Genomic DNA, 16,114 nt, shown 5'->3' with positions numbered 1-16,114 from the left:
TTGCCGCGGCGTTCACCGAACTCGCCCAAGCAATCTGACCGCAGCCCCGACACGGGGTTCAACACGCCAACCGATCCGACAACGCAACGGCGCCGGCACGGGGCCTTTTGTGGTCAGCCGGGCAGGGTTTCGACTGGCTGGCCGGTGAGTGCGGCGATGAGGTCGAAGTCCTTGTCGACGGCAAGGACGGTCAGTCCGGTCTTTTCGGCGGTCGCCGCGATCAGGAGGTCGGGGATTGACGGGGCGCGGTGCTGGCCACGGTCGGCGAGCAGCATCTGCACTTCGAGGGCGCGGTCCTCGATGGCGGGTGTCAGGTGCTCGACCGGCATCAGGGACAGTGGCGGCGCGGCGAACTGCCGGCGTCCCACCTCTCCGGAACGTGCCGAGTAGCCGAGTTCGAGCCGGGTGATGATCGAGAGCCGGACCAGCCCTCGGCTGATACGCGTGTTCCACTCGTCGCGGTTCGTTGTCTGGTCGAGTTGGAGCCGGATGTAGGCGGACTTGTCGATCAGCCAGCTCGTCACCGCCACGCGTTGTCCATCACCGCGGGGTCGGCGAGGTCGGCGAATGCCTCCGCGGACCGTTGCCAGTCCTCGGCGGTTACCGTCCGCTCGCCGGTGGGGCTGGTGTTCTCCTCGAACTTGCGGCGTAGGTATTCGTTGCGGGACAGTCCGAGGTTGGCGGCTGCGGCGTCGATGCGGTCGACGGCTTCTTGACTGAGGTCACGGACGAGGATGTTGGGCATGTGGCACCTCCGCTTCCACGTCGATGCTATCACGATATCACGCTGAGGTGTGCCGGTGGCCGTGGTCTCAGCGACGGGGCGGGGGCCTCTCGAACATGCGGGTGCCGCCCACCAAGAGTCACTTCCGCGCGCCAATCCCGGTCTGACGCGCGACGTCGACCGATCGGGCCGGTTGCTCCCTGGGTGCTCGGACGTGCGCCCGCGACCTGGCCACCCTGCTCGGCGATACTCGCGGTCGCCGCCTCCACCGTTGCTCCCTCCACAGGACTTTCATCAGGGTTTATCACTCTTGTGCCGATCTTGATTCCCATGTCGACGGCCCAACCGATGCGTCTCGGCGATGCAGCGCCTGATCGGCGGCGACTGACAGCGCCCCGTCCAACGGTCGCGCGCCGAATGAACATTCATTTGACGCGGATCTCGTGGTGTGCCACCCTGTGAATGAACATTCATTTAGGAAACTGGAGGGGTCATGCCGACCACGACATCGCACTGGACCCCGGTGCAAATCTCCGACCAGACCGGTCGCACTGCGTTCATCACAGGCGGCAACAGCGGTATCGGATACGAGACTGCGCGAGTCCTCGCCGGTAAAGGCGCACGCCTCATCCTCGCGGGACGCGACGCCGCTCGCTTGGACGAGGCCAGCGCGCGGCTGCGCGCTGAGACCGGGGCGCAGGTCTCGACCGCGGTGATCAACCTCGGTTCGCTCGCCTCGATCGCTGACGCGACCGCCGCCCTGGCCGACGAGACGATCGACCTGCTGCTCAACAACGCCGGGGTGATGAACATCCCGACGCGCCGGACAACGCGCGACGGGTTCGAGTTGACGTTCGGGACGAATCACCTCGGCCACTTCGCATTGACCGCCGGCCTGTTCCCGGCTATCCGCCGCTCGCAAGCCGCGCGCATCGTCACGGTGAGCGCGATCGCAGGCACCTGGCGCAGCGGCCGCCTCAACGACCTCATGAGCGACCACCGGTACACCGCGATGGGCGCCTACGCGAAGTCCAAGCGCGCCAACATCGTCTTCACCGAAGAGCTTGCCCGTCGTACCGCCGGCTCGAACATCGAGGCGATGGTCGTGCACCCCGGCTCCGCAGTCACCAACCTCCAGCGCCACAGCACGGGTGCGCTCTCCCGGATCGTGATCGCCCTCATGCGCAACGTCGTCATGGGGTCTCCCGAGGGCGCCGCGTGGCCGTCGCTGTGGGCCGCGACGAGCCCGGACGCGCGCAGCGGCGGCTTCTACGGCCCCGCCGGCCACGACCAGACCTCCGGCACCCCGAAGCCCGTCCGCCTCCCGGCCGACGCCACCGACCCGGCCGAAGGCGCCCGCCTCTGGCAGGACAGCGAGCGCTACACCGGCATCCGCTTCACGATCTGACCCCGCGAACCCCTCATCCGAAAGGAACCCCCGTCGTGACCACCTCCACGCTCCCCTTCGCCGGCAAGGTCGCCCTCGTCACCGGCGCGGGCACCGGCATCGGCCGGGCGACCACCGCGTAGCTCGCCCGCGAAGGCACCGCCGTCGTCCTCGTCGGACGCCGCCACGAGCCTCTCGAGGCTGTCGCGCGCGCGATCGCGGATGCCGGCGGCACCGCGTACGTGTTCCCCGCCGACGTCGCCGCCCCAGCAGATCGCCGCCGCCGTCGACTACGCGGTCACGACCGCCGGCCTGCACCTCGCCGTCAACAATGCGGGCGTCTCCGGGTTCGGCGGGCTCGTGTTCGGGCTGTCCGGGATCGGCGCGCCCCAGGGCATGAGCGTCCTCCCGCCGTGGGTGGTCGCGATCGCGGGCGCCGCCGCGCTGGTCCTGTTCGTGCTGCGGCAGCCGCGCCTGCAGCGCGCCGACCAGGCCCTGCTGGACCTGCACGTGTTCCGATCCGCGCTCCTCTCGACCTCCACCGCGCGGCTCGCCGTCGCCATGATGGCCCTGTTCGGGGCGCTGCTGATCCTCTTCCTCCACTATCAGGACGTGCTGCACCTCACGCCCGCGGAGAGCGGGCTGCTGCTCCTGCCGGGCGGGATCGCGATCGGCCTGTTCGCGCCGGTTGCCGGCCGACTCTCCGACCGCCTCGGCCCCGGCACCGTCCTCCCCATCGGATCGAGCACCGTCGCGGGGCCCTCTGGGTGCTGTTCGCGACGAGCAGCCAGGCCCCCGCGTAGTGGATCACGAGCGCGCACGTGCTCCTGAGCATCGGCATCGCGTTCCTGACCACGCCCGTGTTCAGCACCGCGCCGGTCGCGCTCGTCTCGCACGTCAGCGCGATCCTCAACACCGCCCAGCAGGTCGCCGGCGCTGTCGGCACGGCGACCCTCATCACCATCATGTTCGCCGTCACGACGGCGAGCGGGGTCGCGGCCGGATCCACAGCCGCATTCGGGGCGGCGGCGATCGTCGCCACAGGGGGGTCGCGATCGCCGTGGCGGCCGCGATCCTCTCCCGCCGCCCCGCATTAGATTGAATGAACACTCATTGAAAGGAACATCAACATGGCCGAGACCCCTGACGCCAGCAAGCGCGACCTCCTGCTCGCTGCGGCGCTCGACGAGTTCGCCGAGCACGGCGGCGGCGGCGCCCGCATCGACCGGCTCGCCAAGCGGGCCGGAGTGAGCGCGGGCCTCGTCTACTCCTACTTCGACGGCAAGAACGGCCTGTTCGAGGCCGTCTACGACGCCATCGTGGACCAGACCACCGAAGCCGTACCGTTCACCGGCGACGACCTGCCCGAATACGCCGGGCGACTCTACGACGCCTCACTCACCCACCCCGCCGTGCTCCGGTTCGTGTCCTGGTACGCGCTCGAGCGCGGCAGCGACGACAACGTGCCCGAAGCGGTCCGCGCCTCGATGCGGGACAAGGTCGCCGCCGTGGAGGACGCCCAGCGCCGCGGCGCCGTCACCGACCGGTTCACCGCCGGCCAACTGCTGGCCCTGACCCTCACCGCGGCGAACATGTGGCAGCGAGAAGGAGACGGCGTGCGGAGCCTGGTCCCGCCGGAGCTGCGCCGCGAGACCGTGGTCGCTGCGGTCCGCACCCTCACCGCGCCGGCTGTCTCCGGTGCCGTCGGCTGATCGTTGCGGGTGGTGATGTGGTTTATCGACGAGGTGGTCAACGGCGCGAACCTCGACGTCGTCTCCGACCTGTGGAGCACCGACTTGCGTTGGCACGGGGGGAGCCTCGGCGAGTTCCTCGCGTCGCTGCGCGCCGCGGTCGGCGGCGGATTCTCCGACATGCACCTGATCATCCACGACACGATCGTCTCCGGCGACAAAGTCGTCCTGCGGTTCGCCAACAGCGGCCTACACACCGGCGAGTTCATGGGCGCCGCCCCCTCCGGCAAGCACGCCGAATGGTTCGACATCGGCATCTACCAGGTCCGCGACGGGAAGATCGCCGAGGGGTGGTTCGGGGAGGACGCCCTCGGCTTACTCACCCAGTTGGGCGTCGTACAGCTGGACCAGAAGTCCAGGACGCGGCGCACCGCGTCGACGAGGTCTGTCAAACGAAGTTCGTTTTACAGTCCCCGCCAAGGAGGAGTTGAAAGCCGAGCAGCCTCGGGACGGCCTACTCTGCTGCATGATCAGTGGTGCGGAAGGTCAGCGAATGGGGCCCATCGTGCACTGTGGTCGTCGGCTGTTATTGATCGCAGGCGCAGCTGGAACTCACCTGCCGCGCCGGGGCTACTGTGCATCAGCGGTACTGCGGCGGCGATCATCTTGAGCTCGCGGGCTTTGCGTAGCAGTGGCCAGTGGGGATCGATGGTGACGTCATACCCGTAGGCGGCGGCAAGGCGGCAGTGGGTCCCGCGCGTTTGAAGCGTGCTTCACCGACGGGTACCGCGACGAGGTCGGCCTGCCAGGGGCCGCTGCTGGTGGCGTCGAAGTCGCAGAGCACCGGCTGCCCGTTCGCGTCCCGTAGGAGGTTGCCGACGTGGGCGTCGCCGTGGATCAGCGTCGTGCTGCCTTGTGCGTGGAGGGCGTCGATGCGTGGGGCGAGCCGGTCGCACCAGTCGAGCAGGATCTGGCGGTCGGTGTCGGGTAGGCCGTCGGCGTCGGTGATGCGCCTGCGGGCGTAACTGACCGGGTCCCACCGGGGTAGGGCCGATTCTGGTGCGCCCAGGTCGTGGAACCTGCGCAGGACCTGGCCGAGCTCCTCGACGGTGGGTTCGGGCGGTGGCGGCGAGCCCGTCGAGGATCACGGGTTGTTCGATGGTGGTGGTGAGGCGGATGGTGGGGGCGCCGATGTCGGTGAACCAGGCGCCGAAGGCGGCGACCTTGTTGGCCCAATCGCGGAGCTGGCCCAGATCGGCTGCCCGAACAGGACGACGAGAAAGACGACATCGAACGACTCAACCTCCACGAGCGCGAACCCCCGGCCGGCTTCATCACGTCGACTAGAGTGCCGGCCATGCCGATGGTGCCGCGGGGATATGTGCCCGGTCGGAGCACACTCATCTGGTCGGGCGTCGACCCTGGACCTCGCCAGGCGAACCCGCCTGTCGGCGGATTCGGTCGGCTGGTGCTGCGGGTCCTGGAGGTGCCGCTGCTACTGATCGGCCCGTTCCTGGTATACGCCGCCGCTTTCCTTGCCACCGACGAGCCCACCGCCAACCGGTGGATCATGGCCGTCGCCGGGGTTGGGGTCACGGTGTCGTGCGTCGGACTGGCCCGGTTCGAGTCGCGACTGAATGGTCAGGCCCGGCGAGACCAGCGCCGTCTCGAGACAATCGGGGTCCTCGCGAGCGCCGAGATCACGGCCGTGCGACCCATCTCGCTTGGTGAGGAGAGCGGGATCGAACTGACCCTGCTGATCAGCGGGCCTGGGTTCGAGCCGTTCGAATCCGTCTCGCAGTGCGAGGACCACTCGGCCCTGAGGGTCGGAGCGCAACTCAACGCCGTGGTCGACCCGACCGATGGTCTGTACGCGATCGTGCCGTGAACTAAGGGCCTATCCCAGATGGTGATGTGCTGGCCTGGCTTGCCATCCTCTTTGCGTGATGGTCGATGTGGACAACATGGTGCGGACCTGGGGCTCCGGACGACTTCTGGCAGGCGGCCCAACCGGTTGATCCCGACCCCTGCGCTCCGACCGCAGGGCGGCGGGAAATGGCGGGCTGACGACCGGGCCGTCCTGGCCGCGATCGTCTACCTGGTCCAGGCCGGCTGCTCCTGAACCAAACTCCCCCGCGGTCCTGTTCGGCGTCAGCCGGTCGACGGTGCACCGCCGCTTCACCGCATGGACCAAAGACGGGCTGTGATACGGCTGCACCAGCAGTTCCTGCACCGCCTGGGCATCATCAGCGAGATCGACTGGTCCCGCGCGGTCGTCGACTCGATCAGCGTCCGGGCACAAAAAGGGGCGACGAAACAGGACCAGACCCGGTCGATCGCGGCAAGCCAGGATCGAAGATCCACATATTGTGTGACCGCAAAGGTATACCGCTGACCGTACTGATCTCGGCGGCGAACGTCCCCGACGCACACCTGCTCCTACCGCTACTGGACTCGATCATCCCGATCCGTGGCCGGCGTGGCCGCCCACGTCAGCGGCCGGCAAGCTGCACGCGGACAAAGCCTATGATGTGAGGGTGCGGCGGGCCGAGGTCCGCCGTCGCGGTATCGCCGTGCGGATCGCCCGCAGAGGCGTGGAGTCGTCGCAGCGGCTCGGCCGGCACCGGTGGATCGTCGAGTCCTGCCTGGCCTGGCTACAGAACAACCGCCACCTCGTACGCCGCTACGAACGCAAGGCCGACCACTTCCAGGCCTTCGCCGACCTCGGCCGCGCCCTGCTCTGCTACCGCCGACTCACCAAGAACAACCACCTGGGATGAGCCCTACGGGCCCTCCGGCCGAAAGTCCTCGGCTAGAGCGGCCTCGCGCAGTTCTTTACGCCGCCCGCCGGCGACAAGAACCTCCGTGATGACCAGGCTGACACAGACAGCCGCCAGCAGGCCGAGCGCTACCACAGCCGAAAGCTGGTCGGCGGCCGGGATGAGCGCCACCAGCAGCACTGCGGTAGTCAGTCGCGGCCCGACGACCCGTCTGAGCAGGCGCGTGATCCGCAGTTGGAAGCCGACGTGGGCGAGCAGGAACAGGGCTACTCCACCGTAGAGGGCGTAGAGGCCCAGGCTCTCCAGTTGCGCGGACGAAGGGTGCAGTTCGTCGTCTTTGATGCTCGTCACCACTTTGTGCAGTCCGAGCGCGAGCAGCATGATGCCGGCGATCATCGGCAGGTGCAGATAGCTGTATGCGTCGCGGGCGTAGGCAACCCGATGCTGGACGGAGTTGTGGATCAACGTCCGCTCGGCGGCGATCGCGACGACGTCGAAATAGATCCAGCCCAATGCAGCGGCGGTGACGATGGTGAAGACGAGGGCCGCGATAAGCGATCCAGTCATCGGCACGCCGCTGCTGGTCAGGCCAACCGCTATGAGCGACTCGCCAAGGGCGACGAGCACGATGAGGCCATGCCGCTCCGCCCAGTGCCGGGCCGAGATGATGTGCCACCCCCACGACCGAATCACCAGGGCGGGACCATAGTCGATGATGACGGCAAGCATCCAGAGCCCGGTCTGGCTCGCCTTGACCAGCCACGGGTCGTGGAACAGTCGCTGCGGCACTACGGCAGCGGAGAACAGAAGGACAGAGGCGACAAACAATGGCGCGGCAATCAGTAGGACGAGACGCGGCCTCGTGTCTGGAATGGCGTACCAGCGCAGCGCCAGATGCACCAGCCGAACGACCACGAAGCACGCGGCGAACACCACCGGGCCGGAGACCGCCGCGCTCCCGAGGTCAGTGAATGCCTGCCGGACCGCTACCGCCATTACAAGAGTGACCACCGCCACAAACAGCAGCGCGATCCGGATCAGCCCGACCCGAGCTTGGAAGCTGTTGCCCAACCAGGCATAAATGGACCACGTCGACCACAATAGGGCCAGCGCAAGCATCCCGTTCAGCACGCCGTGACCGGTGAAGTCGTCCTCCATCAACGCAACGACCTGGATGAACGCGAGAACGAACACCAGATCGAAGAAGAGCTCCACGCTGGTTACGCCAACGCCCTCGTGTAGCGGTCGAATGCCGCGCGCCGCTCGCGCTGACCTGCGATCGGACGCCCCGTTGTCCTCACTGACCACAGGGCAGAGTGTGGCAGCCGGCCACGCCGAAGATGCCCGAATCACTGATCGCGGCCGACATCATCGCCAAGATCCGACGCCTGGACAGGCGAATCAGCGCGGCCGGTGACGCGATCGAAGCTGCCGTCGCGTCTTCCGGCAGCACCCTGATTCGTACGCGCCGGGCGCTCAGAGTCGCCCGCAGGCCAACGATCAGCCGTCGGAGGCAAGGGGGCGTTCGAAGATCATCGGGCATAGATCCGGCTCTACCTGCCATCACCGCCTTACGCGCCCGCTTGCCCGAACCCTGCACCCGGTCACGACGGCGGGCAACGGCGCAACATTGATGCGGTCCGCTGGTTCATCTTGCTGCCAATCCGAGGCGGGTCCAACGGACAAGACGACCGCACGACCAGCGGCTTCCTATCGAGAGCTGCCCGCTGGGACTGATCGGCTGCGGGTAGGTCTCAGGCGGCGCGGGCGCTGGGTAGTTCGACACGGAACGGGTGGGGGTACTCGGTGCCACAGTCGGAGCACCAGGCCCGGTACAAGGCACTCGTCGGTGTCAGGGCGAGTGTCGGCACGGCGTCGTAGCGGTCGTCGGCGATGACGGTGAACAGCCGTCGCCACGGTCGTGGACAGCGGCATCCTGCCGCCTGCGGGTTCATGCGGATGCCTTGTCGTCGGTGGCTTCGGGCGTACGCCATTCGTGTGGCCTGGCGCCGGTGGCCGTGGCGACGGCGCCGACGCCGACGCCGACGCCGACGCCGACGCCATGGTGGCCGTATGCGGTGCGGGTGCCGGAGATCGACATTCCGGCCGCGGCGGCGAGGTCGCCGAGCGTGTACGGGCGGGGCTGTACAAACTCGCGGCCGTAGGCGATCAGGTTGTACCTGCCGAAAATGTCATCCGGGCAGGTCAAGCGCCATGTTCGTACTCGTGGAGGATGCCTCCGAGTCGGTCGTGTCGGCGGACGTTGAGCTCCGCGTCAAGGATTGCCCGATGGGCGCTCGAAGTACTTCAGGGAGTCACGACGCAGTGTCGCGTGCTGTATGGGGCCATCGGTGTTGAATATAGTCTGGCTACGCCTTTGGAACTTGCGAAGGGTGCCGCTTCCTTGCCGTCCGAGGTGTTCTTGTCGAAAGATATCGCAGTCGATGCTTTGCGAATAAGAGAGATTTTCGCTCGCGACTTTCAAAAATGCTGTGGTTGTTGAATGGGATTCTGGATGGTTTTTTCCGGATGGGCTCCCTTCAATTCTGACAATATTTCCCTTGCGCCTTCGCGAAATCGTCCTGTCGAGGCTGGCCGTCAGCTTGGTCGTGCGCTCCTGGATCGTTGACAATCGGCGCGGCAGTAGGAGGGGCGTTCGAGCCGATCCTGGGGATACTTCAGGTCGTCAGATGACTGATGGGGCGCTCGTCAGCGGCGCGTAGCGGCTCTGTTGCATCCTGTGGAAGCGCGATCGACTCCAGCTTGTCCGGTGTAGTCTGCTTGGCTGGTGAGGTCGCTGTCTCGTGATCCCCGACCACCCGACGGCGGAACTTGGCGGGTTCGCCACCATCACCGACCACGACGGGCCACACGACGTGGTGCTCGGCTGGGTCGACCGTACTGTCGTCGGCTTCGAGCGGGCCGCCCCGCCGGGAAGTGGGTCGACTCGCTGACGCTGTGGCCGCGGCCGTTGCTGACCGCCGGCCACACCGTCGAGGCTGAGGCGCAGACAGTCATGTCGGAGTACGGGATTGGCGAGGAGGACGTGGACCCGAGCCTCCATGACCTCGTGGTCGAAATGGGTGATTTTCTTGCGCAGGTGATGGTCCTGGAACAGGGTGGCCGCTGCTTGCGCCACGATCGCCGGGCGGTACCGGAGGCTGGGACAGGTCACGCCGGTCGCCAGCCCCGGTTGTCCGGTCTGCGCCGCGGTCGCGCTGAGAACGTTCCAGCCGGACTCGCCAACTTCGGCATCGATCACGGTTCAGGCTGGTCCGCTGAGGACGTTCGGTAGGCCATCCGCGCCTCAACGCCGCTCCCCCGTAGCTAATCTGCCTGTTCTTCCTGACGATGGATTGTGAGCAGCGCGATGTCGTCGATCGGCTCGCGGTCGACCAGCTTGGTCATCACTGTGGAACAGACCGTTTCGGCCGGGCCGGGTTCGACGGCTGCCCGCAGTCGGTCCAGGCCAGCGTCGATGAGTTCCCCACGGCGTTCGACCAGACCGTCGGTGTAGCAGAGCAGGACGGCGCCGTCCGGGAAGTCGATCACTCTCGTACGACGCGATCGTCCGCCATCGAAGCCCAGCGGATGGTCAACCGGCAGCGACAGCAGTTCAGCCGGCCGGTCCCGGCTGACAAGGACCGGCGGCGGATGGCCCGCCACCGAGAGGTGAACACAATCGCGACCCGGCGGCAGCATGGCGTAGATAGCGGTCGCAAGGTGACCAGCCTCGAAATGGCGGATCTTGCGGTCGAGCCGGGTGAGTACCTCGGCCGGATCGGCACATTCCAGCGCGTACGCGCGCAGCGCGCTGCGTAGGCGCCCCATCACGACGGCGGCGTGTAGTCCGTGGCCGGCAACGTCCCCGATCACGACGCCTAGCCAGCCGGACGGGAGTGAGAATATGTCGTACCAGTCCCCGCCGACGCCGGTGTCGTGTCCTGGAAGGTACCGGGCCGCGAGGTCGACCCCAGGGACCGTAGGTAGCCGCGGCGGTAGCAGGCTGCGTTGCAGCGCGAGCGCGGCGGCGCGGTCGAGGTGGCTCAGTCTGGCCTGGGTGGCCTGGGTGGCTCGGTCTGCTGCGAGTTGCAGAAGACCGATGTCGTCGCTGCTGAACTTGCGGGGACGACTGCCGCCGACCTGCAGCACGCCGATGACGTCGGTGCCAGCGATCATCGGCACTGCGAGCAGCGATCGCAGTGCCGACGCGAAAGCCGGGCCGGGCAGCTCACCTGGTTCGGCCTGCTCAACGACGACCGGCAGCCGGTCCCGGAGGACGCGGCCGGCGGTTCCCTGCCCGACCGGGACCCGTACGTCGACGCCACCGCCGTGCACCGACCCAGACACTGCGACCTGGACCAACTGCTGGGCATGCGCGTCGAGTTGCAGAATGGTGGCGACGTCCACCTGCAGGATTCGTCGTACCCGGTCGAGTAGTTCCGTCAGCATGTGACCGACTTCCATCTGGGACAGGCTGGCGTCGACCACCGCCTCCATTCGGCGTAGCCGTTCGTCGTCACCCAAGCCGCTCGTCGTCACCTGCTCAGGGTATGAGAGGCCTCGTCGTAGTCGAACGCGGTACCAGGGCCGAGGGAGCGGTCAGCCTGCCCGGACATTTTGGGGGCAGCCAGGCAATGCGCGAGCCGGTAACGGTCGACGGACATACCACCACGCCCGGTAGAGACAGCCCAGCCTGACCTACCCCATCCGGTGGCGGCGGGCCGGTGCCGGGGTCACCTGTGTTCGGGTGTGCAGTCAGGCGGCAAGCACAGTGGTGAGCGGCCCGGGGTCCAGGCGTGTCAACAGCCGCCACACCATGGTGCCGCCCGGCACGCCCTGGATGAACCCGAGCCACGCCTCGCCACGCAGATCGGGTGTCCCGGCAACTCGACGTGCCGGGCCTGCCGGGTGTCGGTGTCGAGCACGACAACCTTGACGGCTCTGCGGCACAGCGGGCGGCAACCGTGGTGGTGAGGCCGCCGGCGGTGTCGGTGCATGGCTGGCCGGCGACCGCGAGGATCGCGACCCCGCTCAGGTCGATGTCGGTGATGATCCGCAACGGTGTCACCGCGCGCCTTCTCTGACGATCTTCTAGCTACGTGCGTCCTCGTAGAAAAACTATGCGCGAGTTGGTAGACATGCTCGCCGTCGCCGGTTATGGTTTCTCGGGTTGAGCGCGAAGGAACGACAAAGGACGCGGACGAACCCGCCCGACGAGGCGAGGGAGCAGGGGCCAACAAGCCACACGGCCCTGCTCGGCACGAGAAGTGCCACGCAGTTGGAACGACAGCACCACCAGCACCTCGTAGTTGAAGTGGAAGTTCAGTACGGCAGTACCCCGGGGGTGAGGCATGCTCCCGGGCGCACCGAAGTGGCGGGGCCGACGTCAGATTTCAGGGTTCCGCTGCTAGCAGTAACCGTTCCGTCGCAGGTGCACGGGGCCATGAAGTCGCGTGAGGTTCCGACACCGGCGGACAGCAAGTAGGAGTAGAGGAAGTCAGAGGAAAGGGAGGGCCGTACACACCGTTGGATCGCCCGCTGCCGGCCGCATCGACCGGGCTGGGCGCGGACACCGTTGTCTCCATCGAACGAGAGGTGGTCTCCGGTCACGCTTATGCGATCCCCGCACACGAAGCCGACTCGCGCGGCTGGTGCGGACATGACAAACCGACGTTCCCGTCGGTGAATGGTGTTTTTGACCCGTAACCCTTGGGCCCCGGCGCTACGGCGCCGGGGCCCTCGTGATGGAGGTGTACATGACACAACCGGATGACAGGCTCGACGACGAGGATTACCCGGCCTACACGATGGGCCGCGCGGCCGAGATCGTCGGCTGCTCGCCAGACTTCCTGCGCCGGCTCGGCGAGGCGAAACTGATCGACCCGCACCGCTCCGGCGGCGGCCACCGCCGCTACTCCCGATACCAACTGCGCCTGGCCGCCCGCGCCCGCGAGATGTGCGACCAGGGCACCGACATGGCCTCCGCCGTACGGATCATCATCCTCGAAGACCAACTCGAGGAAGCCCTGCGGCACAACCAACAGCATCCCGGCTGACCACACCGACCCGGCGACAGACCGGGCGACGCAACCGCCACACGGTCCCTCCCCTCAGGGCAGGGGCCGTTCGTCGTCACCGCCCGCAGCCCCGGCCTTATGCCGCAGACGCCCGGACGGGCGCAACGACTCGTCCCAGCCGCCATCCCGCCCTAGCCGGTCCGCCCGCGCCGTAATGTCGTCCGCCTGCACCAGCACCGCGTCGCCCAAAGCCCGCAACCGCGTGGCCCTCTGCCCGCTCGGCGTCGCCGCGGCACTGGAATACAGGATCGCCGCAGCATGTCTCAACTGCTCAGCCGTTGCCCGCATCACCGCAGCGGTACGCGCCCGTTCCTGACAGTGCGCCCAGTACCCGGCATCCACCCACTCACCGGTACCCCGCCAGGCGAGCGTCATATCCTCAGCATGCCACCAGACAGGACAGCCACGCTGGACGGGCGCCGGCACAGGATGCCGCGTCTACGGGTGGCCCTGCGAACCGTGTCGCGGAGGCATGGTCCTCCTCCTGCGATCGGACTGTCTCGCGAACCGTCGATCGCATGGATGTCGGTTCGCCAGATCCGAACCCCAAACAGCTCTTAGCTCTGGAAGACGGTGCCTTTGTTGCCCCGGGTGGGATGATCGGTGGCGCTCTCCTCGACCCACTCGGTTCCCTGGTCCGGTTCCTCGCCGATCGGGCGGATGCGTCGCATCAGGACCGTGCTCAGTACCGCGACCACGCCCAGCAGCGCGGCGCTGACGGCTGCGGCCACGTTCATCCCCTGAGCGAACGCCTCCTGCGCAGGGGCAAGCAACGCCTGGGCATCGGACGGGAACTGCTGTGCTGCGGCTATCGCACCGGCCAAAGTCTCTCTGGCGCTGTCGGCCGCAGCGGCGGGGATGTCCGCGGGGACGGCGTCGGCCATCTGGCTCCGGTACACGGCCATGCCGACGCTGCCGAGCGTGGCCACGCCCAGCGCGCCGCCCAACTCTCCGGCTGTCTCTGACATCGCCGCGGCGGAGCCTGCTTTCTCCGCGGGAGCCGAGCTCACGACCAGGTCGGTTCCCAGGGCGAGGAGTGGACTGATGCCCATCCCCAGGACGACCTGCCCGATGACCAGCAGGGTGAGCCCCGAACTCGCGTCGATCTGCGTGAGCGTCCCGAACCCGAGCACGCTGAGTCCGAGCCCGCCGCCGATCACGGTGCCGGGGCGAATCTTGGCCGCCAACGCGGGAGCCACCAGGAACCCAACCATCATGCCCGCGACCGAAGGAAGCAGCCACAGGCCGGCCTGGAGGGGCGAAAGCCCCTGGATCATCTGGAAGTACTGTGTCACGAACAGCATGACCGCGCTCATGGCCATCACGCCGAACAACATGCTGCCCAGAGCCGTGCTGAGGGTCCGATCCTTGAAGAGAGCCATGTCCAGCAGGGGGGCGGCAAGCCCCCGCTGTCGAACGATGAACAGCGCACCGATGCCAAGGCCGAACACCAGAGCCAGGACGGAAAGCGCCCCCAGCCCGTCGGAGGCGAACTCCTTGAGGGCATAGATGATCGGCAGGATGGTGACCAGAAGCATGACGGCGCTCAACGGGTCCAGCCGGCCCGTGTTCGGGGCCCGGTACTCCGGCAGCAGGAACGGTGCGGTGACTACCAGGAGCACCATGACGGGAACTCCGATGAGAAACGCGGCGCCCCACCAGAAGTACTGGAGGACGACGCCGCCGACCAGCGGCCCGATCGCCATGCCGCTCATGAAGCACATCATCCAGATGCCGATGGCCGCCGCGCGCTGCTGCGGGTCCGCGAACATGTTCCGGATGAGGGCGAGCGTGGACGGCATCAGAGTGGCTCCCGCGAGCCCGAGGAGGGCACGGGTTGCGATGAGCATTTCGGCACTGACCGAGTAGGCCGCGACCACGGAGGCGACGCCGAAGACCACTGCTCCGATGAGGAGCAGCCTGCGACGACCGATGCGGTCACCGAGGGCGCCCATCGTGACCAGGAATCCGCCGATCATGAAGGCGTAGATGTCCAGGATCCACAGCTGTTGGGTACTGGTGGGTGCGAGGTCCGCGCTCAGTTCGGGCAGGGCCAGGTACAACACGGTCATGTCGATGGACAGGAGCAGCGTCGGCAGGGCCAGGACAGCGAGGCCGATCCATTCCCGCGGGCCTGCACGAGCGTTGTCGGAGGCCTGCATGGTCACAGTGGCCCCTCCCTCTCGGCGGTGACTTGCCAGGCGTGGCCGTCGGGATCGGCGCAGATCGCGGTGTAGCCCCACTCCTGCTGCTCAGGGGCGGTGATGACCTCGCCGCCCGCGTGCCGCACCCGGTCGACGAGCGCGTCTACGTTGTGCGCCGTATCCAACGTCAAGCCGAGCAGGCACTCGCTCACCGCGACCGGCGCGAGCTGACGGCTCCCGAGCACCCAGTCGAGACCGTCGGAAGGAATGAGCGCCAGCAGCGTCCGACCGGCGAGTCGGTACTGCAGGGGCTCGGGCAGCCCATCCTCGGTCGGGGTGCCCACCGGCTCGAACCCGAACGCCTCCCGATAGAAGTCGGCCGCCCGCTGCCTGTCCGCGATGGGCAGGCTGACGGTGAATTCAGATGCTGTGGTGGTCACGGTGCTCTCTCCTCGCTCGCGGTCAGGGACTGAGCCTGTCGGTCATGGGGTTTCGGTGGTCTCCGCCAGAGGGACGTGGAAGGTGCGGGCGAAGCGCTCGAACGCTTCGGGCGGTCCTTCGATCTGGATCGCGCCGCCCGTGAGCGCGGCAGCAGGTGCGAGGTTGCCTGCGAGCAGGGCACGCAACTCGGGGCCGCTACGGATCGTCAGATCGGCCACGAAGTCAGGCACCCCTGCGCCGACCGTGACCGAATCCGGCGTCGTGTCAGCCCACGCGGTGGCAGGGCCCGTGTGAACCACGTAGCTTGTGGCGGTGTCCGTGACGCCTGGCCGATATCCGGCACGTAGCGCGGCAGCCAGGGACATGTCGGTGATCACGTCGTCGGGTTCCGGAACGGTCATCGTTTCCGCTCCCCACCTGCCGAGCGCATCAAGGATGGGCTCCAACGCGTGACCGTGCGGCGTGAGCGTGTAGAGCACGCCACCGCCGGGCCGCTCACCGGCCACCCGCGTCACCACCCCGGCCGCCTGAAGATCACGCAACCGGGCCGTCAGCACGCTGGTCGGAATCCCCGGCAGCCCCTCATGCAGATCCTTGAAGCGGCACGGCGCCACACTCAGATCCCGCACGATCAACAGCGACCACCGTTCACCAAGCACGCTGCTCGCCTTGGCGAGCCCACAGAACTGACCGTAATCCCTGCCCATGACTTCACATTACGAAGCAGGCTTCGTTAATGCAAGCACAGAAGCGTGACGGGTCTACGAAGGGGTCTGAGTCGAAAATGAACCGTTACTGGGTTGGGGTCAGGGTTGCTTGGTAGCCGAGTTGGTTGAGTTGGTTGATGAGGCGGCGGGCCTGGCGGGC

19 protein-coding genes and 1 pseudogene are annotated in these 16,114 nt (G+C 67.4%); 10 read left to right on the top strand and 10 right to left on the bottom strand.

Annotated features, from left to right (window positions below; translation table 11 throughout):
• Window positions 1–113: 113 nt before the first annotated feature.
• Both AB0I42_RS36315 and AB0I42_RS36310 read right to left on the bottom strand, forming a co-directional pair.
• Window positions 114–530, bottom strand: a complete 417-nt coding sequence (locus AB0I42_RS36315; protein WP_357544306.1) for a PIN domain nuclease — start codon at window positions 528–530, stop codon at window positions 114–116.
• Window positions 521–745: a hypothetical protein gene (locus AB0I42_RS36310; protein WP_357544305.1), complete on the bottom strand. Its 225-nt coding sequence runs from the start codon at window positions 743–745 to the stop codon at window positions 521–523. The genes AB0I42_RS36315 and AB0I42_RS36310 overlap by 10 nt, the downstream gene beginning before the upstream one ends.
• 472 nt (window positions 746–1,217) lie before the next feature.
• Here AB0I42_RS36310 and AB0I42_RS36305 point away from each other — a divergent pair, with 472 nt between their 5' ends.
• From AB0I42_RS36305 to AB0I42_RS36285, 5 genes are all read left to right on the top strand, one after another.
• Complete coding sequence (locus AB0I42_RS36305; RefSeq protein WP_357544304.1) at window positions 1,218–2,132, top strand: oxidoreductase; 915 nt, start codon at window positions 1,218–1,220, stop codon at window positions 2,130–2,132.
• 201 nt (window positions 2,133–2,333) lie between these two features.
• Entirely contained in the window at window positions 2,334–2,942 is a 609-nt protein-coding gene (locus AB0I42_RS36300; protein WP_357544303.1) for an MFS transporter, read from the top strand.
• The gene (locus tag AB0I42_RS36295; protein WP_357544302.1) at window positions 2,933–3,208 is read left to right on the top strand and encodes a hypothetical protein; all 276 of its coding nucleotides are present in this window, start codon (window positions 2,933–2,935) and stop codon (window positions 3,206–3,208) included. Before AB0I42_RS36300 ends, AB0I42_RS36295 begins: the two co-directional genes overlap by 10 nt.
• Window positions 3,209–3,241: 33 nt before the next feature.
• Window positions 3,242–3,823, top strand: coding sequence for a TetR family transcriptional regulator (locus AB0I42_RS36290; RefSeq protein ID WP_357544301.1), 582 nt, complete (start codon window positions 3,242–3,244; stop codon window positions 3,821–3,823).
• 15 nt (window positions 3,824–3,838) lie between these two features.
• Entirely contained in the window at window positions 3,839–4,531 is a 693-nt protein-coding gene (locus AB0I42_RS36285) for an ester cyclase (RefSeq protein WP_357544309.1), read from the top strand.
• Here AB0I42_RS36285 and AB0I42_RS36280 read toward each other — a convergent pair.
• Complete coding sequence (locus AB0I42_RS36280; RefSeq protein ID WP_357544308.1) at window positions 4,464–4,871, bottom strand: phosphotransferase; 408 nt, start codon at window positions 4,869–4,871, stop codon at window positions 4,464–4,466. The genes AB0I42_RS36285 and AB0I42_RS36280 overlap by 68 nt on opposite strands.
• A 399-nt stretch (window positions 4,872–5,270) precedes the next feature.
• Here AB0I42_RS36280 and AB0I42_RS36275 point away from each other — a divergent pair, with 399 nt between their 5' ends.
• A complete protein-coding gene (locus AB0I42_RS36275) occupies window positions 5,271–5,690 on the top strand; it encodes a hypothetical protein (RefSeq protein ID WP_357544300.1) in 420 nt (139 codons plus the stop codon).
• A 65-nt stretch (window positions 5,691–5,755) separates the two neighbouring features.
• A pseudogene (locus tag AB0I42_RS36270) lies at window positions 5,756–6,582 on the top strand (IS5 family transposase).
• Window positions 6,583–6,585: 3 nt separating this feature from the next.
• Here AB0I42_RS36270 and AB0I42_RS36265 read toward each other — a convergent pair.
• Both AB0I42_RS36265 and AB0I42_RS36260 read right to left on the bottom strand, forming a co-directional pair.
• Complete coding sequence (locus tag AB0I42_RS36265; protein ID WP_357544299.1) at window positions 6,586–7,797, bottom strand: low temperature requirement protein A; 1,212 nt, start codon at window positions 7,795–7,797, stop codon at window positions 6,586–6,588.
• 736 nt (window positions 7,798–8,533) lie between these two features.
• Window positions 8,534–8,791, bottom strand: a complete 258-nt coding sequence (locus tag AB0I42_RS36260; protein ID WP_357544298.1) for a hypothetical protein — start codon at window positions 8,789–8,791, stop codon at window positions 8,534–8,536.
• Between the two features lie 595 nt (window positions 8,792–9,386).
• Here AB0I42_RS36260 and AB0I42_RS36255 point away from each other — a divergent pair.
• Window positions 9,387–9,536 (top strand): hypothetical protein, encoded by a 150-nt coding sequence (locus tag AB0I42_RS36255; RefSeq protein WP_357544297.1) that lies wholly within the window; start codon window positions 9,387–9,389, stop codon window positions 9,534–9,536.
• Between the two features lie 17 nt (window positions 9,537–9,553).
• Window positions 9,554–9,877 carry a hypothetical protein gene (locus tag AB0I42_RS36250; RefSeq protein WP_357544296.1) on the top strand — a complete coding sequence of 108 codons (324 nt, stop codon included), beginning with the start codon at window positions 9,554–9,556 and terminating at the stop codon, window positions 9,875–9,877.
• Window positions 9,878–9,909: 32 nt separating this feature from the next.
• Here AB0I42_RS36250 and AB0I42_RS36245 read toward each other — a convergent pair whose 3' ends face one another.
• Window positions 9,910–11,082 (bottom strand): GAF domain-containing SpoIIE family protein phosphatase, encoded by a 1,173-nt coding sequence (locus AB0I42_RS36245; protein WP_357544295.1) that lies wholly within the window; start codon window positions 11,080–11,082, stop codon window positions 9,910–9,912.
• A gap of 1,259 nt (window positions 11,083–12,341) precedes the next feature.
• Between AB0I42_RS36245 and AB0I42_RS36240 the strand changes: the two genes are divergently transcribed.
• On the top strand, window positions 12,342–12,641 hold the full coding sequence (locus AB0I42_RS36240) for a MerR family transcriptional regulator (protein WP_357544294.1): 300 nt from the start codon (window positions 12,342–12,344) through the stop codon (window positions 12,639–12,641).
• A 54-nt stretch (window positions 12,642–12,695) separates the two neighbouring features.
• On the opposite strand, the gene AB0I42_RS36235 is transcribed toward AB0I42_RS36240, so the two are convergent.
• From AB0I42_RS36235 to AB0I42_RS36220, 4 genes are all read right to left on the bottom strand, one after another.
• A complete protein-coding gene (locus tag AB0I42_RS36235; protein WP_357544293.1) occupies window positions 12,696–13,037 on the bottom strand; it encodes a hypothetical protein in 342 nt (113 codons plus the stop codon).
• Window positions 13,038–13,219: 182 nt separating this feature from the next.
• Window positions 13,220–14,824, bottom strand: coding sequence for an MFS transporter (locus tag AB0I42_RS36230; RefSeq protein ID WP_357544307.1), 1,605 nt, complete (start codon window positions 14,822–14,824; stop codon window positions 13,220–13,222).
• Between the two features lie 2 nt (window positions 14,825–14,826).
• Window positions 14,827–15,246, bottom strand: coding sequence for a VOC family protein (locus AB0I42_RS36225; protein ID WP_357544292.1), 420 nt, complete (start codon window positions 15,244–15,246; stop codon window positions 14,827–14,829).
• 42 nt (window positions 15,247–15,288) lie between these two features.
• Complete coding sequence (locus AB0I42_RS36220; protein ID WP_357544291.1) at window positions 15,289–15,954, bottom strand: helix-turn-helix domain-containing protein; 666 nt, start codon at window positions 15,952–15,954, stop codon at window positions 15,289–15,291.
• Window positions 15,955–16,114: the final 160 nt, after the last annotated feature.

The organism is Polymorphospora sp. NPDC050346, from assembly GCF_040655695.1.
Taxonomy (GTDB): domain Bacteria; phylum Actinomycetota; class Actinomycetes; order Mycobacteriales; family Micromonosporaceae; genus Polymorphospora; species Polymorphospora lycopeni.
The sequence above is the reverse complement of the archived record's forward strand: the minus strand, read 5'-3'. Positions and strand labels throughout refer to the sequence as shown.